We start from the raw sequence: 19,724 nt of genomic DNA, 5'->3' as shown, positions 1-19,724 counted from the left end.
ACCGGTCGCCATCGTCGGGATGGCGGTGCTGCTGCCGGGCGCCCCCGGCCTGGACGCCTACTGGCGGAACCTGCGGGACGGCGTGGACGCCGTCGGGGAGGTGCCGGACGGCCGCTGGGACGCGGACTACTACCGTCCCGGCACCGCCTCCGAACCGGCCGTCGCGGACCGGGTGTACGCGCGGCGGGGCGGGTTCGTGGACGGGCTCGCGCAGGTCGAGGTCACCCGGTTCGGGATCATGCCGAACTCGGTGGCCGGGACCGAACCCGACCAGCTCATCGCGCTGCACGTGGCCGCCGCCGCGCTCGACGACGCGGGCGGCGCGGACCGCCTGGCGGACCGGGGGCGGGCCGGCGTCGTCCTGGGCCGGGGCGGCTACCTCACGCCGGGCCTGGTGCGGCTGGACCAGCGGGTGCGGACCGCCGGCCAGCTCGTGCGCACCCTGGGCGAGTTGCTGCCGGACCTGTCGTCAGGCCAACTCGACCGGGTGCGGCAGGCGTTCACGGACCGGCTGGGGTCCGACAGCCCCGAGTCGGCGATCGGTCTGGTGCCCAACCTCGCCGCCTCCCGGATCGCCAACCGGCTCGACCTGCGCGGCCCCGCCTACACGGTGGACGCGGCCTGCGCCTCCTCACTGGTCGCCGTCGACCAGGCGGTGGGCGAACTCGCCACAGGCCGCTGCGACCTGATGCTGGCGGGAGGCGTCCACCACTGCCACGACATCACGCTGTGGAGCGTGTTCTCCCAGCTGCGCGCCCTCTCCCCCAGCCAGCGCATCCGGCCCTTCCACCGGGACGCCGACGGCATCCTGATCGGCGAGGGCACGGGCGTGGTCGTCCTCAAGCGGCTCGCCGACGCCGAACGCGACGGCGACCGGATCTACGCCGTCGTCCGGGGCACCGGCGTGGCGAGCGACGGCCGGGCGGCCGGGCTCGTCAACCCCGATCCGGGCGGCCAGGCACAGGCCGTCCGGCAGGCGTGGCGGGCCGCCGGGCTCGATCCGGCCGCACCCGGTGCGATCGGCCTGCTGGAGGCGCACGGCACCGCCACCCCGGCCGGTGACGGGGCCGAACTGGCCACGCTGGCGGATGTGTTCGGGCCCGGCGACGGCGAGGCCGTGCTCGGCTCGGTGAAGTCGATGATCGGGCACGCCATGCCGGCCGCCGGTGTCGCCGGACTGGTCAAGGCCGCCCTCGCGGTCCACCACGCGACGCTGCTGCCGACCCTGCACTGCGACGACCCGCACCCGGCACTGGCCCGCACCCGCTTCCGCACGCTGGAGAAGGCCGCCCCCTGGGAGACCTCCCCGGACCAGCCGGTCCGGCGGGCCGCGGTCAACGCGTTCGGGTTCGGCGGAATCAACGCGCACGTGGTGCTGGAGGAACCACCGGGGGGCCGCGGCCGGGCCGGCGCCCGCCCGGTGCCGGGGACCCGCGGCCCGGCCGGCGCCCGCCCGGCGCCCCACGTCACCGAAACCGAGCCGGTGCTCCTGCTGGCCGCCGACTCGCCCGAGGGGCTCGCCGCCCTGCTCGACGCCGACGACGGCACCGTGCGCGCCGCCGGACTCGATCCGGCCCGGCCCCACCCGGAGGCCGGGCCGGCCCGGCTCGGGATCGTCGGCCCGACGGACAGACGGCTCGCCCTGGCCCGTCGCGCGGTCGCCAAGGGGCGTGCCTGGCACGGCCGCAGCGACGTCTGGTTCCGGCCCGGCCCCCTGCTGGGCGCGGGCGGCGGCAAGCTGGCCTTCCTCTTCCCCGGTCTGGAGGGCGACTTCACCCCCCGGGTGGACGACGTCGCCGACCACTTCGGGCTGTCCGCGCCCGCGGTCGCCGAGGACGGCGCCCGCGACCTGGGCCGGCACGGGCTGGGCGTCGTCGCCGTCGGCCGTCTCCTGGACACGGCGCTGCGCCGGGCCGGGATCGTGCCGGACACGGTCGCCGGGCACAGCCTCGGCGAGTGGACGGCGATGGCGGCGGGAGGGCTGTACGCGGGGGACGAGGTCGACGCCTTCATGGCGGACTTCGACCCCGCGGCCCTCACCGTGCCGGGCCTCGCCTTCGGGGCGGTCGGCGCGCCCGCGGAGCGCGTGCTGGCCGCGCTGCGGGAGGAGCGGTGGGCGGGGGCCGGTCTGGTGCTCTCGCACGACAACGCGCCCGGCCAGTCGATGGTGTGCGGCCCGGACGAGGCGGTCGGGGAGTTCGTGCGGGACTTCCGCGCCCGGGGCGTGCTGAGCCAGGTGCTGCCGTTCCGCTCCGGCTTCCACACGCCGATGCTGGCACCCCACCTCGGCCCGATCAGGGAGGCCGCCGGACGGTTCCGGCTGCACCCGCCGCACACCCCCGTGTGGTCGGGGACGACCGCCGCGCCCTTCCCCGCGGACGAGGCGGGGGTGCGGGAGCTGTTCGTCCGGCACCTGCTGGAACCGGTCCGCTTCCGGCAACTCGCCGAGGCCCTGCACGCGGCGGGCCACCGTGTGTTCGTCCAGGTGGGTCCGGGGCAGCTCGGTTCCCTCGTCGGCGACACGCTCGGCGGCCACGACCATCTCGTCGTCGCCGCCAACTCCCCGCACCGCACCGGCCTCGCCCAGCTCCGCCGGGTCGCCACCGCGCTGTGGGCGGCGGGCGCCGAGGTGGCGCCGGCACCGGCGGCGCGCGCCAGGGCCGTGCGGTCCCGGCGGCAGCCGGTCGAACTGGACCTGGGCGGCGGCCTGGTGTCGCTTCCGCCCGGCCAACTGGAATCGTTGCGGGCCGGTTTGAGGCAGCCGGCCGGCAGCCCCGCGACCGCCGCCCTCGGTTCCCTCGACGCCCTCGTGCCCGGTTCGCCGGTCGCCGCCGAGCTGTCCGCGCTGCTCCAGGACACGGCGGACACCGCGGCCGCCCTGCTGACCGCGCCGGCCCGCGCCGGGCATCCCGCCGCGCCGCCGCCACTCACCCGGCCGCCGCTCACCGGGCGACCGCCCACCCCGCCGCCGTCCGGCCCGTACCGCACGACCGTCCGGGTCTCCCCCGACACGATGCCGTACCTCCTGGACCACTGCTTCTTCCCGCAGCGGCCCGGCTGGCCGGACGTCTTTGACCGGTGGCCGGTGGTGCCGGCGACGACGATCGTGCAGCACATCATGGACGCGGCACGGCAGGCCGCGCCCGGCCGGGTGCCGGTCGCCGTGCACGGGGCGCGGTTCGAGGAGTGGCTCACCGCCACCCCCGCCGTCGACGTCCCCGTCACCGCGGTCCCCGAGGGTCCCGACCGGCTGGCGGTCTCCTTCGGCCCGCGGGCCCGCGCCAGCGTCGAACTCGCCGCCGCCCACCCGGCCCCGCCCGCCCCCTGGCCGGCCGGCACCGCCGCCGAGCGGGTCCCCGCGCACACGGCCGGCCAGCTGTACGCCGAGCGCTGGATGTTCCACGGCCCGGCGTTCCAGGGCGTCACCGAGCTCAGCGCGATCGGCGACCGGCACGTCCGGGGCGTGATCACCACCCCGTCCGCCCCCGGCGCCCTGCTGGACAACGTGGGCCAGATCCTCGGCTACTGGATCATGGCGACCCGCACGGAACGCACCGTCGTGTTCCCGGTCGGCATGCGCGAGATGCGTTTCCACGGGCCGCACCCGGCGCCCGGGACCCCGGTGGAGTGCCTGGTGCGGATCACCTCGCTCACCGACACGTCCCTGGAGGCCGACGTCCAGCTGACCGTCGGCGGCACGGTGTGGGCGCAGCTGCACGGCTGGCAGGACCGCCGCTTCGACAACGACCCGAGGACCCGTCCCGTCGAGCGCTTCCCGGAGCGCAACACCCTCTCCGAGGCCCGTCCGGGCGGCTGGTCGCTGCTCCACGAACGCTGGCCCGATCTGGCGTCCCGCGAGCTGATCATGCGCAACTCGCTGGCCGGTCCGGAGCGCGCGCAGTACGCGGAGCACGCCCCCCGGGGCCGCCGGCAGTGGCTGCTGGGCCGGATCGCCGTCAAGGACGCCGTACGGCGGTGGCTGTGGGACCGGGGCGAGGGGCCGGTCTTCCCGGCCGAACTGCGGGTGCACAACGACGAGGCGGGCCGGCCGTACGTCACCGGTGTGCACGGCCGGGTCCTGCCGCCGCTGGACGTGTCGCTGGCGCACTGCGCGGAGGCGGGCGTGGCGATCGTGCGGCCCCACACGCCGTGGCCGGGTCCCGGCATCGACATCGAGGAGGTCACGGACCGGACGCCGGAGACGCTGGCCGCCGCCCTCGGCCGGGACGAGCTGCGGCTGCTGCGCGCGCTGACGTCCGACGGGGCGTCCGACGGCTCCGAGGCGTGGTGGTTCACGCGTTTCTGGGCGGCGAAGGAGGCCGTCGCCAAGGCGGAGGGCACCGGGCTGCGCGGACGGCCGCGGGACTTCACCGTCCTCGACGCCGCCCCGGCCGGCGACCTGCTGACCGTCGCGGGCCGCCTGGAACGCGCCTACACCGTGCACTGCGCACCGGCCGCCAACCCGCCCCGTCTGCCGGACCGCGCGTACGTCGTGGCCTGGACGACGGGCCCCACCGAAGCGAAGGAGTACGACCGATGACCCCCCACACCCCCGTCACCGCCGACGAGACGACCGTCCTCGCCGACCTCACGGAGATGCTCGGCCGGCTCATGGCGGACGAGTACGGCCTCGACGACGTCGAGATCGGCCCGCACACCACCTTCAACCGGGACCTGGAACTGGAGAGCATCGACCTGGTCACCCTGGCCGGGCTGCTCCAGGAGCGGTACGGCGACCGGGTCAACTTCGCCGAGTTCCTGGCCGGCATGGAGTTCGACGAGATCATCGAGCTGACCGTGGGACGGCTCGTCGAGTACGTCGTGGCGGGCCTGAAGACCGCGGAGGCGAGCTGACGATGGCCATGGTCGACACCGGCGCCGTCCGGTTGCACGTGCAGCGGCTCGGCCCCCGCGACGGCCGGCCGGCCGTCGCCACCGTGGTGCTGGTGCACGGCCTGCTCACCGACAGCCTGGCCAGCTACTACTTCACCGTGGCGCCCGCGTTCGCCGCCGCGGGCCTGGACGTGGTCATGTACGACCTGCGCGGCCACGGCCGCAGCGAACGCCCCGCCGACGGCTACACCCTGGACCACAACGTCGACGACCTGGAAGCGCTCCTCGACCGCCTCGCGGTGAGCGGCCCGGTGCATCTGGTCGGCAACTCCTACGGCGGGACGGTCGCGTTCGGCTACGCGGCCCGGCATCCGGAGCGGGCGGCGAGCGTCACCCTCGTCGAGTCCGAACCGGCCACCGCCGCCTGGGCGGTGAAACTGGGCGGCATCCTCGACCGGGTGGTGACACAGCTCGCGCACAACGAGCCCGACGCCATCGCCTGGATCACCGCGCACCGCGGCCACAACACCGCCCGGCTGGCCAGGGGCGCGGCCCGCCTCGCCCGCGAGACCACGCTGGGCGGGGACATCCCGGCCAGCCGGGTGCTGACGGAGGATCAGATCAGGGCGGTGCGCTGCCCGGTGCTCGGCGTCTACGGCGGCGACTCCGACCTCGCCGAACTGGCGCCCTGGCTCGAGGCGTTGCTGCCGGACTGCCGGACCGTGGTGATCGCGGGACACGAGCACTCGGTGCTGGTGGAGGCGGCCGCGGCGGTGGGCGGCCACGTCCTGGCGCTGGTGCGGGAGACGGAGGGATCGGGCGGTCGGGCACGCGTCCCGGCGCGAGAGGCCGAGCGGGCGGGGGCGAAGGTCCGGTGAGCCGCTACCTGTTCGTGGTGCCGCCGCTGACCGGGCACGTCAACCCGGCCGTGGGCGTGGCGGCCGCCCTCGCCGGGCGGGGGCACGAGGTGGCGTGGGCGTGCCCCGATCCCGCGCTGGTCCGGCGGCTGGCGGGACCGGGCGCCGAGGTGTTCGCCTGTGCCGGGGCGCCGGACGGGAGCCGGCCGCCCGAGCTGCGCGGACCCGAGGCGCTGAGATTCCTGTGGGAGTGGTACCTGCTGCCGCTCGCCGAGGCGATGGTGCCGGGGGTGCGGGCGGCCGTGGAGCGGTTCGGGCCGGACGTGGTGGTCGCCGACCAGCAGGCCTTCGCGGGCGCCCTGGTCGCGGAGCGCCTGGGCGTGCCGTGGGCGACCTCGGCGACCACCTCCGCGGAGTTCACCGATCCGCTGGCGGGACTGCCGAAGGTGCGCGCGTGGCTGGAGGAACGGCTCGGACGGTTGCGGGTCTCGGTCGGGAACCCGGCCGACGGCGCCGATCCGCGGTTCTCGCCGTGGCTCGTCCTCGCCTTCAGCGCGCCGGAGCTGGCGGGCCCCGCCGAGGGCGTCCGCTGGGTCGGCCCCTCGATCGCGGCCCGGCCCGCCGCGGCCGGTTTCCCCTGGGAGTGGCTCGACGCCGGGCGTAGGGCCGTGCTGGTGACGCTCGGCACGGCGAACACCGACGTCGGCGGCCGCTTCCTCGAGGTGTGCGTGGCGGCGCTGCGCGAACGGGCGGACCGGGTGCAGGGGGTGGTCGTCGATCCCGGCGGCACCCTGCGGCCGCCGCCGGCCGGCGACAAGGACGTCCTGGTCGTCCCGTCCGTTCCCCAACTCGCCCTGTTGGAGAGGGGGGTGGCCGCCGTGGTCTGCCATGCCGGGCACAACACGGTGTGCGAGGCGCTGTGGCACGGCATCCCGCTGGTGGTGGCCCCCATCCGCGACGACCAGCCGGTGGTGGCCGGCCAGGTCGCGGACGCGGGGGCCGGGGTGCGGGTGCGGTTCGGCCGCGTCGGCGCACAGCGGCTGGGCGCGGCCCTGGACGCCGTACTGGACGCACCCGGCCACCGGGCGGCCGCCGAACGGATCGGGGCCGCCTTCCGGGCCGCCGGCGGGGCGTCCGCCGCCGCGGACCGTCTCGAGGAACTCGCCGGGGAGGCGCGATGAGCGACCAGAGCGACCAGAGCGAACGGATCGCGGCGCTGCGGCCCGGCTACCGGGACGATCTCGCGGCGGGCGTGGACCGTTTCTTCGAGCCGCGCCGCACCGACTGCCCCTGGTGCGGTTCGGCCCGGCTGACCACGCGGCTGCGGACCACGGACCTGCTCCAGCACAAGCCGGGCCGGTTCGTCCTGGACCGCTGCGAGGACTGCGGGCACACCTTCCAGAACCCCCGGCTCGGCGCTGCGGGGCTGGAGTTCTACTACCGGGACTTCTACGACGGGCTCGGCGAGAAGAAGCTCGGCGACACCTTCGGCGGGCGCACGAGGATGTACCGGGGGCGGGCCGAGTCGATGCTGCCGCACGACGCCGGGCCGAAGACGTGGCTGGACGTCGGCACCGGGCACGGGCACTTCTGCGCGGTCGCCGGTCAGGTGCTGCCGGGCACGGCGTTCGACGGACTGGACTTCACCGACGGCGTCGAGCTCGCCGAGCGCGAGGGCCGGGTGCGGCACGGCTACCGGGGCGCCTTCCCCGACCTCGCGCCCGAACTGGCCTCCCGTTACGACGTGGTGAGCATGTTCCACTACCTGGAGCACAGCACCGACCCCGACCGGGAACTGCGCGCGGCCCGGGAGGCCGTCCGGCCCGGCGGGCACCTGCTGATCGAGGTCCCGGACCCGGAGAGCCGCTACGCCCGCCTCCTCGGCCGGTGGTGGCTGCCGTGGCTCCAGCCGCAGCACCTGCACTTCGTGCCGGTCGCCAACCTGCGGGAACGGCTGGCGGACCTCGGGTTCACGGTGGTCGCGGAGCAGCACGCCGAAGCGCACGACCCGGTGGACCTGCTGGCGGCCGTATGGCTGTCGCTGGACCACGCGGCGCCGCGCGAGGACGCGCCCTGGCTGCCCGAGCCGCCCGGCCGGGCACGCCGCGCGCTGCGGGCCGCGCTGTTCCTCGCCGGTGTCCCGGCGCTGGTCGCGGGCACCCTCCTCGACCGGTTCGCGGTCCGGCCGCTGTCGCATCGGCTGGGCCTGTCCAACGCCTACCGGATCGTGGCGCGGCGCGACTGAGGGACGGGGCGGCGCGCCCCGCGGCCCGGGGCCGGTCCGGCAGGGCGACCGGGCGCCCGTGTCCCTCGGTGGGACGCGGATGCCCGGTCGCCCTGCCGGCTGCCGCTGTGGCCCTGTCCGGCCGTTCCCCGTCCGGCCGTCCGGCTGTCACCGGCAGGGCGACGCCCGGCTTCTCGGCGCGTTCCGTCAGATCGCGCCCCGCCTTCTCGGGTGGCGGTGGTACGCCGGACGCCGGCCCCCGTCACCTCTGCGGTGCGGTGGCCGGCGTCCGTGCGTGCCCGCGGGGCCTGTCCGGCGGGTCAAGTCGGAGGAAACCGATGGTGCCTTGGAGCCGAGGTGAGCGGGGGCTGGTGCGTGCGGCTGCAAGGCGGAGGGGGGCGTCGACCCGGTGGGGGTACCTCCCGGCCGAAGGCCGGGGGACGTCGGCGACCGACGACAACGCCGCTGGGGGCACCCCCTCCGGGGGAGGGCGTGCCGGACCCCGCGTCTCCGGCATGATCCGCCGGACAGGCCCTAGGGCCGGGCCCCGTCGCGGGCCGGCGTCCGGGGCCCGTCGGGAAGACCCGGAGAGGCCCGGGAACCGGGATCCTGGCGGAAAGGCCTGACGGCCGGGCAGCCCCTGACCGGCTGCCCGGCCGGTCAGTGCGCGGCCAGCGGCTGCTCGCGCGGGCTGTCCCGGACGGCCGTGCGCGGGGTGCGCAGGGCCGCGATCCCGATGAGGACCATGGAGGAGACGCCGGCGAGCGCGAAGGCGGTGAACCCCCGGTCGCCCTGGCCCGAGGCGAGGAGCTGACCGCCGAGCCACGGGCCGAAGACGGCGCCGAAGCGGCCCATGCCCGAGGTCCAGCCGACGGCGGTGGCGCGGGTGTCCGGGGCGGAGCGGATGGAGACCGTCGCGTAGATCATCGTCTGGGCGCTGTTGAGGAAGACGCCGGTGAGGAAGACGACGATCATCGTGACCGCCATCGGCATGTGCACGCTGAGCAGGTACACGCCGGCGGCCGTCAGCGCGAACCAGACCGCCGAGACGCGCGGGGCGCCGAAGCGGTCGGCGGCCCGGCCGGCGACCAGCATGCCCACGATGCCGCCGAGGTTGAAGACGACCACGAAGGACAGCGCGGAGCCGAGTTCGTACCCCTCGGCGCGCATGAGGGTGGGCAGCCAGGTGGCGACGCCGTAGACCAGGAGCAGACCGCCGAAGGAGGCCGGCCAGTACAGCAGGGTCCGGGTCCACTCGCCGTCGCGGAAGAGGCCGGCCAGGTTGGTCCAGCGGTCGCCCGCGCCCGCCGCGGCCGGCTTGGCGGCGGGCGGTTCGACGTCGTAGCGGGCGGCCAGCGCGCGGGCCTCCTCGGTCCGTCCCTTGGCGACGAGGAAGCTCAGCGACTCGGGCAGGAACCGGGCGAGGACCGGCGCGAACAGCAGCGGCAGCACGCACACCCAGAACGCCGCGCGCCAGCCGACGGGGTCGACGAGCCACTTGGCGACGTAGGCGGAGAGGATGCCGCCGGCGTGGTGGGCGGTCATCAGCAGGCCGATGACGAGGGCGGCGCGGCCGCGCGGGGCGTAGTCGGAGACCATGCTGATCGCGGTCGGCAGCAGTCCCCCGAGGCCGATGCCGGCGAGGGTCCGGCCGAGGCCGAAGACGGCGACGCCGTCGGCGAGGGCGCACAGGCCCGAGGCCAGCGAGAAGAGGGTCACGCAGGCGACCATCAGCTTCTTGCGGCCGATCCGGTCGGCGACCGTGCCCGCGGTGAGCGCGCCGATCAGCATGCCGAAGGTGGCGTAGCTGCCGAGGTCGCCGGCCTGGTCCGGGGTGAGGCCGAAGGTCCTGGTCTCCAGCAGGTGGGGGAGGACCGAGCCGTAGATGAACATGTCCAGGCCGTCGAAGAGGACGGCCAGCCAGCAGAGGCCGACGACCAGGAAGGCCAGTCTGGTGCCGCGGGCGGACAGGGGGGAGGGGGAGGAGGACATCTTTGTTTCCTCTCGTGCGGGCGGGGTGCCCCGACGCTAGAGACCTGCGGCGATTTTCGTCAACACTTTTGTCAACAATCTCATCGACGACTGGTCCCGCGTCGGGGCGGCGCGGCCCGGCAAGAGCCGCCGGAGGGCCACCGCGAGGCCGTCAAGGGCCGTCCGTGGCGCCTGGGAGGGGTGTTACGCGACCGGCGGGGTGCCGTGCGTGTGGAACGACTCGATGGTCTTCAGACCCCAGGCCTGACCCTTCTTGCGCTCCTCCTCGGTCCAGGTGATCAGCGGCCAGTCGGGCGCGAGCACCAGGCGGGTGAGCGGGTTGCACAGTTCGATCCGGTTGCCGCCGGGCTCGTAGACGTACAGGAAGAACGTCTGCTGGATGGCGTGCTTGTGCGGCCCCGTCTCGATGAACACACCGCTGTCGATGGCGAGATCGGCGGCGCGCAGGACGTCCTCGCGGGTGTCGGTGGCGAAGGCGACGTGGTGCAGCCGCCCGGCACTGCCGGTCCAGTCCGAGGTGTAGACGACGTCGTACGACTTGTTCGTGTACGTCAGCCAGCGCGCCGCGATCCTCCCGGTGTCGAGCCGGATCTGCTCGGTGGGCCGGGCGCCGAGGACGTGTTGCTGGAACTCGGCGTTGGCGAGGACGTCGGCGGCGAGGAAGTTGACGTGGTCGAGTCGCCGCACGCCCACGCCGCGGTTGGGCTTGGCCTGCGGCTGGTTCTTCAGCGCCGGTTTCAGCTCGTCGGGGGCCCGGTAGTGCTCGCTCTCCCAGTACAGGGCGTGCTCGTGGCCGTCCGGGTCGGTGGTGACGTACAGCTTGCCGAGGCCGGGTTCGTCCTCGGCCCAGTGGCCGGTGCCGCCCGCCTCCTCGACCGCCTCGACCCGGCGCCGGAGCGCCTCCTCGCCGGAGGTGCGCAGGGCGAGCCGGCCGAGGCCGGGGGTGTCACGGGCGGTGAGGACGAGGCTGTGGTGCTCGTAGTCGTCGTAGGTGCGCAGGTAGACCGTGTCGCCGTCCTGGCCGTTGACGGTGAGGCCCAGGTAGTCGGTGAAGAAGCCGACGCTGGCGTCCAGGTCCGGGGTGAACAACTGGGTGTGGCCGATGTGCGCGATGTCGCCGAGCGGCGGAGTCATCGGGGACCTCCAAGGGGGTGCGGGTGGATCGGCGCCGTCCCGGCGGACCGCGGGAACACGGTGCCGTCGAAGATCTTGCGGGCCGTACGGACCACGGCCGTGCGGCGGGCGGAGGGCAGGCCCTCGGGGGTGGTGCCGAGGCTACTTTCGATGTCCAGGAATCCGGTGGGATGTTCTATGCGAATTCGGTCACTGCCGGGCTCGAGGTCGGCCAGTTCGGCACCGACGCCGCCTTCGATGCGAAGGCCCGCCGCGACACCCGCCGCGCCGAGCACTCCGATGGAGGGGTGGCAGCGCACCGGAATGAAGGTGCGGGTGGTGACGGCGCCGCCGTCGCGGGGCGGGGCCAGCAGCGTGACCTTGGGCACGGTGGCGTCCGTCACGTCCCCGAGCCCCATCCGGCGGCCCGCCTCCAGCCGGATCCGGTGGAGCCGGTCGGCCAGGCCCCGGTCGGCCTCCAGCTCGGCGGGCGGCTCGTAGCCGGTGATCTTCAGGGAGGTCGCGGCGATCAGGACCGTCGGCATGCCGTTGTCCACGCAGGTCACCTGGACGCCGTCGATCTCCTCGCGGACGCCGCCGGTGGGCAGGAGCGGGTTCGGGCCCGGCGGGAACTCGATCAGCACGGGCGCCGCGGCACCCGGCACACCGGAGATCTCCGCTTCGCCGGTGTAGTCCACCCGGCCGCCGGGCGTGGGGAAGGTCGCCGTGGCCCGGTCGCCGCTGTTGACCATGCGGATGCGGACCGAGGTCTCGTCCGGGCCCGCCGGGACCAGTCCGCGCTCGACGGCGAACGGGCCGACGCCGGCGAGGATGTTCCCGCAGTTCTGACGATCCGTCACTTCCGCTCGGTCGACCGCTACCTGGAGGAACAGGTAGTCGACGTCGGCGTCCGGGTCGGCGGAGGGCGAGACCACCGCCACCTTGCTGGTGAGCGGGTGGGCGCCGCCCAGGCCGTCGATCTGACGCTCGTCGGGACTGCCCATGATCCGCAGCAGCAGGTCGTCCCGCGGACCCGGTTCGGCCGGCAGGTCGGCGGCGAGGAAGTAGGCGCCCTTGGAGGTGCCGCCCCGCATCAGCAGGCACGGCACCCCCTCGGGCACACCGCCCACCTCGGGCACACCGCTCACGAGGGCTCCCCCGCGTCCGAGACGTACTCCTCGTACGTCCGGTACTCGACGCCGAGCCGCTTGAGCGTGTCCCTCAACCCGTAGCGGTCCAGGCCGAGTTCACCCTGGAGGAATGCGGCGCGGGACTTCGCCTCCTTCGCCTCGCGGGCCTCGGACGCCTCGGCGACGGCGCGGGCGCGTTCGCGCGGGACGACCACGACCCCGTCGTCGTCGGCGAGGATCACGTCGCCGGGGCGGATCACCTGGCCGTCGACGGCGACGGGGACGTTCACCGAGCCGCCGGTGGCCTTCACCGTGCCCTGCGCGCAGACGGCACGGGACCAGGCCGGGAAGTCCATCTCGCGCAGTTCCCGGGTGTCGCGGATACCGGCGTTGATCACCAGGCCGCGCACGCCCCGCTGTCGCAGCGCGGTGGCGAACAGTTCGCCGAACATGCCGTCGGTGGACGGCGAGGTGGTGGTGACGACGAGGACGTCGCCCTCGCCGCACTGCTCGACGGCCGCGTGGATCATCAGGTTGTCGCCGGGCCAGCTGAGCACCGTGACGGCGGTGCCCGCGATCCGTACGCCCTGCTGGACGGGCCGGATCTGCGGGCCCAGCAGGCCCGTTCGCCCCATCGCCTCGCTCACGGTGGCCACCCCGAAGGCGGCCAGCGCCTCGACGTCCTTCGCATCCGCCTTCGGCGGGCCGGTGACGATCACGCTGCTCATGCCAGCTCCTTCGCGATCTGCGGGTAGGGGCGCATGTAGGCCTCGGCCATCGTCCTGTGCGCGAGGCCCAGGTTGGGACCGGCGTTGCGCTTGAGCTGGACGCCGCGGCGGACGGCGAGGTCGGTGTAGTAGTCCCACAGGTGCTGCTGGGCGCCGAGGCACTCCATGGCCTTGCGCTTGGTCTCCCAGACCTCGGTGATGTCGAGGAGGACCTCGGGCCGGAAGCCGCTCATCTCGGGCTGGTGCGGCTCGAAGTAGAAGACGGGCGGGGCGCCGATGATCTCGCCGGGGCCCGGATAGCCGATGGCCTGGGCGAGGACACGGGCCTCCAGGGCCATCCGGTTGGCGGCCGGGTGGTCGCCGTTGTACGGGTCCTCCGTGGGGTGGGTGAGGACGACGTCGGGCTGGGTCTCGCGGTAGACCTCGACCAGTCTGTCGGTCAGTTCCGCGGTCGCGACCAGCGGGTAGTCGCCCGCGTCGAAGAAGCGCACCTCGGCGCCGAGGGTGGCGGCGGCACGTTCGGCCTCGTCGCGGCGCATCGCCTTGATCTCGTCCAGCCGCTTGCCCTCGCGCCACGCCTTGGCGGACTCGCCGCGCTCGCCGAAGGTCAGGCACGCGACGGTGACCTTCTCCCCGCGCGAGGCGGCCAGGGCGATGGCACCGCCCGCCCGCCACACGAAGTCACCGGCGTGCGCGGTGACGACGAGGGTCGATCGGGGTGGGCGGGCGGGCGCTGTGGCCTGGGTCATGCTGCAATCTCCCTTGTGGGGCGACTCGCCTCCGGAGCGCTCCCGCCGGCGTCCGTGAAAGACCGCGACCGCGCGGTCGGCCCTCGGGGCCGCACGCACGCTCGCGCTCCGGACACCGGCGCGTTCCTTCGGACCGGTCGCCGTGGTGACAGGTGGGCGCCCGCCCCGCGCAGCCGTGATCAGTCGCGCAGTGCCTCGATCACGCTGGTGAGGTGGGCGCGGACGGCCGCCTCGGCCGCCTGCGGATCCCTGGCCCTGATCGCTTCGATCATGGCCAGGTGCTCGTTCAGGGATTGCTGCGGACGCCCCGGCCTGAGCGCCAACTGGAAGCGGTGCCGGACCAGTTGTGCGTTGAGCCGCTCCAGCAGTTCCTGCGCGGTCCGCTGGTCGGAGAACTCCCGGATGCGGACGTGCAGTTCGTGGTTCAGCTCGGAGTAGGTCACCGGCTCACCGGCGGCCACGGCCTTGCTCATCGCGGTGCCGAGGTCGGTCAGCCGGTCCAGTTGGCCGTCGCTGGCCGCGACGGCGGCCTTCGCCGCGCACAGCCCTTCGAGGACCATCCGGCACTCGGTGATGGCGACCGCCTCGTCCACGCTCACCACCCGCACCCGCGAGCCGCGGTTGCGGATCCGTTCGACGAGTCCCTGGGACTCCAGATCGATGAGCGCGGCGCGGATGCTGGCCCGCGTCACACCGAACTGCTCGGCGAGCTCGTTCTCCACCAGCCGCTGTGCCGGTGCCATCTCGCCGTGCAGGATCGCCTGCCGCAGCTGCGCGAGCGCGTGCTGCCTGGCCTGCTCCCCGGTGCTCGGACGGGCTTCTGTCGGCATCGTTGCCCTCCCTGAGTGAGTGCCTGTCGAACCTAAATCTAGCCAAACAAGATTGTCAACAATTTTGTTTTCCGTATTGCGGCCAGGCCCGCCGTACCGGTGGCCAGGCCCGCCGTACCGGTGCGGCCCGCGCGTCGGCCGACTCCGCCGCGCGACGATGTGTCCCGGCGAACGCCCCGACAGCGCACACTCTGTCAACACCCTCCCGCGCGCAGCGTCGTTAGGGTCGCCCCATGAGACCCAGCTTCGCTCTCCACGTCCCCGACGCCGATCTCCGACCCGAGCCGCTCGACCCGGGGCAGATCGTGTCCGGGACGCCCGAGGTGACCGGCAAGGTGGTGTGGGAGTCGGCGGACGGGCGGCAGGTCCGCGGGATCTGGCAGATCACGCCCGGCGTGGTCACCGACACGGAGGCGGACGAGCTGTTCGTCGTGGTCAGCGGCTCGGCGACCGTCGAGGTCGAGGGCGGGCCCACGCTGCGCGTCGGGCCCGGCGACATGGCCGTACTGCGGGCCGGCGACCGGACGACGTGGACCGTGCACGAGACCCTGCGCAAGGTGTACGCGATCAGTCTCTGACGGCGCGGTCCGCCGTGGGAGGCGCGACCGTGCGGTGGACCGTTCCACGGGCCACCCGGTGGCCACAGGCCTTGACACCCCGGAAACCGGAAGATCAGGGTGGCCTGGACAAGGTGTGGACCGGTCCAAAAGGGGCTGCTGCCGTGAGTGATCCGCTGGGTGTCGCCGTCGTCGGGTTCGGCTGGATGGGCCGCGTGCACACGCGGGCGTACGCGCGCGTGCCGCACCATTTCCCGCGGCTCGCCCTGCGGCCCGAGCTGATCACGGTCGCCGAGGAGGTACCGGGCCTGGCCGAGGAGGCCGCCGGGCAGTACGGGTTCGCCTCGGCGGTGCGCGACTGGCGGGAGGTGGCCGCCGACCCGCGGGTGGCGGCGGTCAGCATCACCGCGCCGAACTTCCTGCACCGCGAGATCGGTGTGGCGATGGCGGAGGCCGGCAAGCACCTGTGGATCGAGAAGCCGGTGGGCCTCACCGCCGACGACGCCCGTGCGGTCGCAGACGCGGTGACGAAGGCGGGTGTCCAGGGCGCGGTCGGCTTCAACTATCGCAACGCGCCCGCCGTCGAGGCGGCCCGCGAGCTGATCGCCGCCGGCGACATCGGCGCGGTCACCCATGTCCGCATCCGCCTCTTCAGCGACTACGCCGCCCACCCCGACGGCGCCCTGACCTGGCGCTACGAGCGTGAGCGCGGCGGCAGCGGAGTCCTCGGCGACCTGGCCTCGCACGGCGCCGACCTGGCCCGCTTCCTGCTCGGCGAGATCACCTCGCTGACCGCCGACACGGCCGTCTTCGTCCCCGAGCGGGCCCGCCCCACCGGCACCACCGCCGGCCACACCCTCGCCACGGGCGGCGTACGGGGCCCGGTCGAGAACGAGGACTACGTCAGCTGCCTGCTCCGGTTCGCCTCGGGCGCCCGCGGTGTCCTGGAGGCCTGCCGGGTCTCGGTCGGCGAGCAGAACTCCTACGGCTTCGAGGTGCACGGCACGCGCGGCACCGTGTCCTGGGACTTCCGCCGGATGAACGAACTGGCGGTCGGCCGCGGCACCACGTACCAGGACCAGCCCGTCAGCACGGTGTACGTCGGCCCCGGCGCGGGTGAGTTCGGCGCCTTCCAGCCGGGCGCGGCGAACGCCATGGGCTACGACGACCTGAAGGTGATCGAGGCGTACCGCTTCCTCCGCTCGATCGCCGAGGGCACCCCGTACGGGGCGACCCTCACGGACGCCGTGCGCAGTGCGGCCGTACTGGACGCGATGGCCCGCTCGGCCGCGGACGGGACCTGGGTGGACGTCCCCGCGGCATAGCGCGCCGGTGTCGCCGATGCCGCCGATGCCGCCGGTGTCATGCTCCGTGGCGTGCGACGGCCGTCGCACGGCGTCGCGCCATGGCGGCCGGCGGCAGGTCGTACGGCGTCACCCGACGGCGGCCGGCGGCAGGTTGTACGGCGTCACCCGACGGCGGCCGGCGGCAGGTTGTACGGCGTCACCACCTGGATCGCCGACGGCAGCACGGGCCCGGCCGGCGGCAGCGCGCCGTGGGCGCGCATCACGGCGTGGCAGGCCTCGCGCATGTCCTGGCGCAGGTCGTGGTGGAGCACGGCGGACAGCCGGTGTTCGCGCAGCAGGCGGGTGTTGTCGTGGTCGAGGTCGTGGGCGACGAACACGGCGCACGCGCGGCCGAGGTCGGCGAAGGCGCGCAGGGTGGCGATGTTGCCGCCGCCGATGGAGTAGACGGCGCGGATCTCCGGGTCGCGTTCGAGGGCGGCGCGCACCAGGTCGTACTGGGTGGCGTCGAGGCCCTGGCCCTCGGCGATCTCGACGAGCGCGCGGTGCGGGTGGCGGGCGCGCATGGCGCCGCGGAAGCCCATCTCGCGCTCCTCCTCGTTGCGGAAGAACCCGCTGCTGAGGCTGGTGAGCACGTTGCCGGGCCGCTCGCCCAGCCACTGGCCCATGAGGTAGGCGGCGGTGGCTCCGGCGGCCCGGTTGTCGATGCCGACGTAGGCGAGGCGGGCGGAGGCGGGCAGGTCGGTCACGAGCGTCACCACCGGGACGCCGGCCTCGGTGAGCCGGCCGACGGCGGCGGTGACCTCGGGGACGTCCGGGGCCTTGAGGACCACGCCCTGCGAGCCGCGCCGGGCGATCCGGTCCAGGGTGCGGACCAGTTCGGCGACGGGCCCGGTCTCCCGGAAGTGGAAGCGGGAGCGGACGACCGCCGGGCGCAGCGACGGCAGCTCGGCCTCCAGGGCGGCCCGCACGGCGGTGGAGAACCGTTCCGGCGTCTGCATCACGATGTCGATCATGAAGGTGCGGCCGACCAGCCTGACCTGGGTGCGCTGCCGGTCGAGGTCGGCGATCGCCCGGCGGACCTCCCGTGCGGTGCTCTCGCGCACCCCTCCCCTGGCGTTCAGGACCCGGTCCACGGTGGCCTCGCTGAGCCCCGCCTGGCGGGCGATCTCACGGATCGGGAAGGGATGGCCCATGTCGGCGGCTCCTTGAGGGGTTTTTGATGGCTTCCTGCTGGTTGTTCGAGGGGTTTGTACTGACAAGAATGACAGCACCGAACCACGCTTGTCACCGAACCATCCCTGGTCACCGAACCACCCCTGGCACCGAGAGGACGACGATGTCCTTCACCCCCTGGCTGTCCGAGCGGGACTGCGACCTCGACGCCTTCCGCGCGCTGGTCGAACGCGGCACCGACGCGGCCGACCACCCCCACGCCTCCCGCGTGGAGCACGACGTCCCCGTGTACGACGGCGACCGGCTGCGCGGCGGCAGCGCCCCGGACGTCGGGGCCGAGCTGGTCCGCGCCCTCACCGACGGGCCCGGCGTCGTGGTCGTCCGGGGCGCCTTCCCCGAGGCGGCGGTCGTGGACCGGCTGACGGCCGTCTTCGACGCCCTGATCGCCGGGCAGCGGGCGTCCGGCAGGGCCGCCGGCGACCACTTCGCGAAGCCCGGCGCCAACGACCGCGTGTGGAACGCGCTGGAGAAGGCGGCCCGCCACGACCCGGAGGCGTTCGCCGACTACTACGCCAACGACGTCCTGGCGCTGGTCTCGCGGGCCTGGCTCGGCCCCGGCTACCAGGTCACCTCGCAGGTCAACGTCGTCCATCCGGGCGGCGCCGCGCAGAGTCCGCACCGCGACTACCACCTCGGGTTCCTCTCGAACGAGGCCGCGGCCGCCTACCCGGCGCACGTCCACCGCCTCTCCCCCGTGCTCACCCTCCAGGGCGCCGTCGCCCACTGCGACATGCCCGTGGAGTCCGGCCCGACGATGTTCCTGCCGTACTCCCAGGCGTACGAGCCCGGCTATCTCGCGTGGCGGCTGCCGGAGTTCCGCGCGTACTTCGAGGAGCGGCACGTCCAGCTGCCCCTCGCGAAGGGCGACGCCGTCTTCTTCAACCCGGCGCTGTTCCACGCGGCCGGCACCAACCGCTCCGCGGACGTCCGCCGCACGGCCAACCTGCTCCAGGTGTCCTCCGCGTTCGGCCGGGCCATGGAGACGGTGGACCGGGAGGCGGTGACGAACGCGGTCTATCCGGTGCTGCTGAAGCGCGCCGCGGACGGCGCCGACCCGGCCTGGCTGGAACGGGTGGTCGCCGCGTGCGCCGAGGGCTATCCCTTCCCCACCAACCTCGACAGCGACCCGCCGGTCGACGGCCTGGCCCCGCCTTCGCAGGCGGACACCGTGCGGCGGGCGCTGCGCGAGGCCTGGACCCCCGACATCCTGCGGGACGCGCTGCGGGCGGGCGCCGAGCGGCGCACGAGCTGAAAGGACCCTTCCTCCATGGGACCCCTTCCCTCCGAAGATCCCTCCTCCTCCGGGGGACTCCTCCGCGACAAGGTCGTGCTCGTCAACGGCGGCAGCCAGGGTGTGGGCGCCGCGATCGCGCGGGCCGCCGTCCGCGAGGGCGCGGTGGTGGCCGTCACCGGCCGCCGTCCGGAGCCGGGCGAGGCGCTGGTCGCGGAGCTGGCCGCGGCCGGCGGCACGGCGGTGTTCGTCCGGGCGGACCTCGCGGACGCCGCACAGGCCAAGGCCGCCGTGACCCGCACGGTCGAGGCGTACGGCCGGGTGGACTGCCTGGTGAACTCCGCCGGGCTCACCTCACGGGGCACGCTGCTGGACACCACGCCTGAACTGTTCGACCAGCACATCGCGATCAACCTCAAAGCGCCGTTCTTCGCCATGCAGGCCGCCGTCGCGGACATGGTGGGCCGCGGCGCGCCCGGCACGATCGTCAACATCATCACCTCGTCGGCGCACGGCGGGCAGCCGTTCCTCGCCCCGTACGTCGCCGCCAAGGCGGGGCTGACGGGCCTCACGCGCAACGCGGCGCACGCCCACCGCTTCGACCGGGTCCGCGTCAACGGCCTGAACATCGGCTGGACGGCGACCGAGGGCGAGGACGCGACCCAGCGGGCCTTCCACGGCGCCGGGGACGACTGGCGCGAGCAGGCGGCCGCCCGGCTGCCGATGGGCAGGCTCGGCCAACCGGACGAGATCGCCGACTTCGTGGTGTTCCTGCTGTCCGAGCGGTCCGGCGTGGTCACCGGTTCGGTGATCGACTGGGACCAGAACGTGCTCGGCGGCCTCGACTAGGTGGTGTCTTCAAATGATCTTGAGTGGTGGATCATGGTCGGGTGATACGTCGCCATGAACTGTCCGATGCGGAGTGGGAGTTCGTCCGGCC

The 19,724-nt window shown here is 74.3% G+C and carries 16 protein-coding genes; 9 read left to right on the top strand and 7 right to left on the bottom strand.

The window, feature by feature from the left end; all coding sequences use genetic code 11:
* The first annotated feature begins 19 nt into the window (after positions 1 to 19).
* From ACH4N1_RS27265 to ACH4N1_RS27245, 5 genes are read left to right on the top strand one after another with little or no spacing between them, the layout of a single operon-like run.
* A complete protein-coding gene (locus ACH4N1_RS27265) occupies positions 20 to 4,540 on the top strand; it encodes a beta-ketoacyl synthase N-terminal-like domain-containing protein (RefSeq protein WP_398101134.1) in 4,521 nt (1,506 codons plus the stop codon).
* The gene (locus tag ACH4N1_RS27260) at positions 4,537 to 4,854 is read left to right on the top strand and encodes an acyl carrier protein (RefSeq protein WP_398100997.1); all 318 of its coding nucleotides are present in this window, start codon (positions 4,537 to 4,539) and stop codon (positions 4,852 to 4,854) included. The genes ACH4N1_RS27265 and ACH4N1_RS27260 overlap by 4 nt, the downstream gene beginning before the upstream one ends.
* Before the next feature lie 2 nt (positions 4,855 to 4,856).
* On the top strand, positions 4,857 to 5,711 hold the full coding sequence (locus ACH4N1_RS27255) for an alpha/beta fold hydrolase (protein WP_398100995.1): 855 nt from the start codon (positions 4,857 to 4,859) through the stop codon (positions 5,709 to 5,711).
* Entirely contained in the window at positions 5,708 to 6,871 is a 1,164-nt protein-coding gene (locus tag ACH4N1_RS27250) for a glycosyltransferase (RefSeq protein WP_398100993.1), read from the top strand. Before ACH4N1_RS27255 ends, ACH4N1_RS27250 begins: the two co-directional genes overlap by 4 nt.
* Positions 6,868 to 7,935, top strand: a complete 1,068-nt coding sequence (locus ACH4N1_RS27245) for a class I SAM-dependent methyltransferase (protein ID WP_398100991.1) — start codon at positions 6,868 to 6,870, stop codon at positions 7,933 to 7,935. The genes ACH4N1_RS27250 and ACH4N1_RS27245 overlap by 4 nt, the downstream gene beginning before the upstream one ends.
* A gap of 639 nt (positions 7,936 to 8,574) precedes the next feature.
* On the opposite strand, the gene ACH4N1_RS27240 is transcribed toward ACH4N1_RS27245, so the two are convergent.
* The 6 genes from ACH4N1_RS27240 to ACH4N1_RS27215 form a co-directional block, all read right to left on the bottom strand.
* The gene (locus ACH4N1_RS27240) at positions 8,575 to 9,906 is read right to left on the bottom strand and encodes an MFS transporter (RefSeq protein ID WP_398100989.1); all 1,332 of its coding nucleotides are present in this window, start codon (positions 9,904 to 9,906) and stop codon (positions 8,575 to 8,577) included.
* A gap of 183 nt (positions 9,907 to 10,089) precedes the next feature.
* The gene (locus ACH4N1_RS27235; RefSeq protein WP_398100987.1) at positions 10,090 to 11,040 is read right to left on the bottom strand and encodes a catechol 2,3-dioxygenase; all 951 of its coding nucleotides are present in this window, start codon (positions 11,038 to 11,040) and stop codon (positions 10,090 to 10,092) included.
* Positions 11,037 to 12,113, bottom strand: a complete 1,077-nt coding sequence (locus tag ACH4N1_RS27230) for a 4-oxalomesaconate tautomerase (RefSeq protein ID WP_398101132.1) — start codon at positions 12,111 to 12,113, stop codon at positions 11,037 to 11,039. Before ACH4N1_RS27230 ends, ACH4N1_RS27235 begins: the two co-directional genes overlap by 4 nt.
* A gap of 50 nt (positions 12,114 to 12,163) precedes the next feature.
* Positions 12,164 to 12,877: a 4-carboxy-4-hydroxy-2-oxoadipate aldolase/oxaloacetate decarboxylase gene (locus ACH4N1_RS27225; RefSeq protein WP_398100985.1), complete on the bottom strand. Its 714-nt coding sequence runs from the start codon at positions 12,875 to 12,877 to the stop codon at positions 12,164 to 12,166.
* The gene (locus ACH4N1_RS27220; RefSeq protein WP_398100983.1) at positions 12,874 to 13,626 is read right to left on the bottom strand and encodes a PIG-L deacetylase family protein; all 753 of its coding nucleotides are present in this window, start codon (positions 13,624 to 13,626) and stop codon (positions 12,874 to 12,876) included. The genes ACH4N1_RS27225 and ACH4N1_RS27220 overlap by 4 nt, the downstream gene beginning before the upstream one ends.
* Before the next feature lie 179 nt (positions 13,627 to 13,805).
* Entirely contained in the window at positions 13,806 to 14,456 is a 651-nt protein-coding gene (locus tag ACH4N1_RS27215) for a GntR family transcriptional regulator (RefSeq protein ID WP_398100981.1), read from the bottom strand.
* Between the two features lie 233 nt (positions 14,457 to 14,689).
* Here ACH4N1_RS27215 and ACH4N1_RS27210 point away from each other — a divergent pair, with 233 nt between their 5' ends.
* Both ACH4N1_RS27210 and ACH4N1_RS27205 read left to right on the top strand, forming a co-directional pair.
* Positions 14,690 to 15,034 (top strand): cupin domain-containing protein, encoded by a 345-nt coding sequence (locus ACH4N1_RS27210; protein ID WP_398100979.1) that lies wholly within the window; start codon positions 14,690 to 14,692, stop codon positions 15,032 to 15,034.
* A gap of 143 nt (positions 15,035 to 15,177) precedes the next feature.
* The gene (locus ACH4N1_RS27205; protein ID WP_398100977.1) at positions 15,178 to 16,338 is read left to right on the top strand and encodes a Gfo/Idh/MocA family protein; all 1,161 of its coding nucleotides are present in this window, start codon (positions 15,178 to 15,180) and stop codon (positions 16,336 to 16,338) included.
* A 143-nt stretch (positions 16,339 to 16,481) separates the two neighbouring features.
* Here ACH4N1_RS27205 and ACH4N1_RS27200 read toward each other — a convergent pair whose 3' ends face one another.
* Positions 16,482 to 17,513, bottom strand: coding sequence for a LacI family DNA-binding transcriptional regulator (locus ACH4N1_RS27200; RefSeq protein ID WP_398100975.1), 1,032 nt, complete (start codon positions 17,511 to 17,513; stop codon positions 16,482 to 16,484).
* A 143-nt stretch (positions 17,514 to 17,656) separates the two neighbouring features.
* Here ACH4N1_RS27200 and ACH4N1_RS27195 point away from each other — a divergent pair, with 143 nt between their 5' ends.
* Complete coding sequence (locus tag ACH4N1_RS27195) at positions 17,657 to 18,805, top strand: phytanoyl-CoA dioxygenase family protein (RefSeq protein WP_398100973.1); 1,149 nt, start codon at positions 17,657 to 17,659, stop codon at positions 18,803 to 18,805.
* 15 nt (positions 18,806 to 18,820) lie between these two features.
* Positions 18,821 to 19,633, top strand: coding sequence for an SDR family oxidoreductase (locus ACH4N1_RS27190; protein WP_398100971.1), 813 nt, complete (start codon positions 18,821 to 18,823; stop codon positions 19,631 to 19,633).
* Positions 19,634 to 19,724: the final 91 nt, after the last annotated feature.

The organism is Streptomyces sp. NPDC017202 (genome assembly GCF_044331705.1).
Taxonomy (GTDB): domain Bacteria; phylum Actinomycetota; class Actinomycetes; order Streptomycetales; family Streptomycetaceae; genus Streptomyces.
This window is presented reverse-complemented; position numbering and strand designations above follow the sequence as displayed.

What these genes read in the sequence shown, in the direction of transcription:
- ACH4N1_RS27265 (WP_398101134.1), top strand. Translation starts at nt 20, where the DNA reads ATGGCGGTGCTGCTGCCGGGCGCCCCCGGCCTGGACGCCTACTGGCGG.
- ACH4N1_RS27260 (WP_398100997.1), top strand. Translation starts at nt 4,537, where the DNA reads ATGACCCCCCACACCCCCGTCACCGCCGACGAGACGACCGTCCTCGCC.
- ACH4N1_RS27255 (WP_398100995.1), top strand. Translation starts at nt 4,857, where the DNA reads ATGGCCATGGTCGACACCGGCGCCGTCCGGTTGCACGTGCAGCGGCTC.
- ACH4N1_RS27245 (WP_398100991.1), top strand. Translation starts at nt 6,868, where the DNA reads ATGAGCGACCAGAGCGACCAGAGCGAACGGATCGCGGCGCTGCGGCCC.
- ACH4N1_RS27240 (WP_398100989.1), bottom strand. Translation starts at nt 9,906, where the DNA reads ATGTCCTCCTCCCCCTCCCCCCTGTCCGCCCGCGGCACCAGACTGGCC.
- ACH4N1_RS27235 (WP_398100987.1), bottom strand. Translation starts at nt 11,040, where the DNA reads ATGACTCCGCCGCTCGGCGACATCGCGCACATCGGCCACACCCAGTTG.
- ACH4N1_RS27230 (WP_398101132.1), bottom strand. Translation starts at nt 12,113, where the DNA reads ATGCGGGGCGGCACCTCCAAGGGCGCCTACTTCCTCGCCGCCGACCTG.
- ACH4N1_RS27225 (WP_398100985.1), bottom strand. Translation starts at nt 12,877, where the DNA reads ATGAGCAGCGTGATCGTCACCGGCCCGCCGAAGGCGGATGCGAAGGAC.
- ACH4N1_RS27220 (WP_398100983.1), bottom strand. Translation starts at nt 13,626, where the DNA reads ATGACCCAGGCCACAGCGCCCGCCCGCCCACCCCGATCGACCCTCGTC.
- ACH4N1_RS27215 (WP_398100981.1), bottom strand. Translation starts at nt 14,456, where the DNA reads ATGCCGACAGAAGCCCGTCCGAGCACCGGGGAGCAGGCCAGGCAGCAC.
- ACH4N1_RS27210 (WP_398100979.1), top strand. Translation starts at nt 14,690, where the DNA reads ATGAGACCCAGCTTCGCTCTCCACGTCCCCGACGCCGATCTCCGACCC.
- ACH4N1_RS27200 (WP_398100975.1), bottom strand. Translation starts at nt 17,513, where the DNA reads ATGGGCCATCCCTTCCCGATCCGTGAGATCGCCCGCCAGGCGGGGCTC.
- ACH4N1_RS27195 (WP_398100973.1), top strand. Translation starts at nt 17,657, where the DNA reads ATGTCCTTCACCCCCTGGCTGTCCGAGCGGGACTGCGACCTCGACGCC.
- ACH4N1_RS27190 (WP_398100971.1), top strand. Translation starts at nt 18,821, where the DNA reads ATGGGACCCCTTCCCTCCGAAGATCCCTCCTCCTCCGGGGGACTCCTC.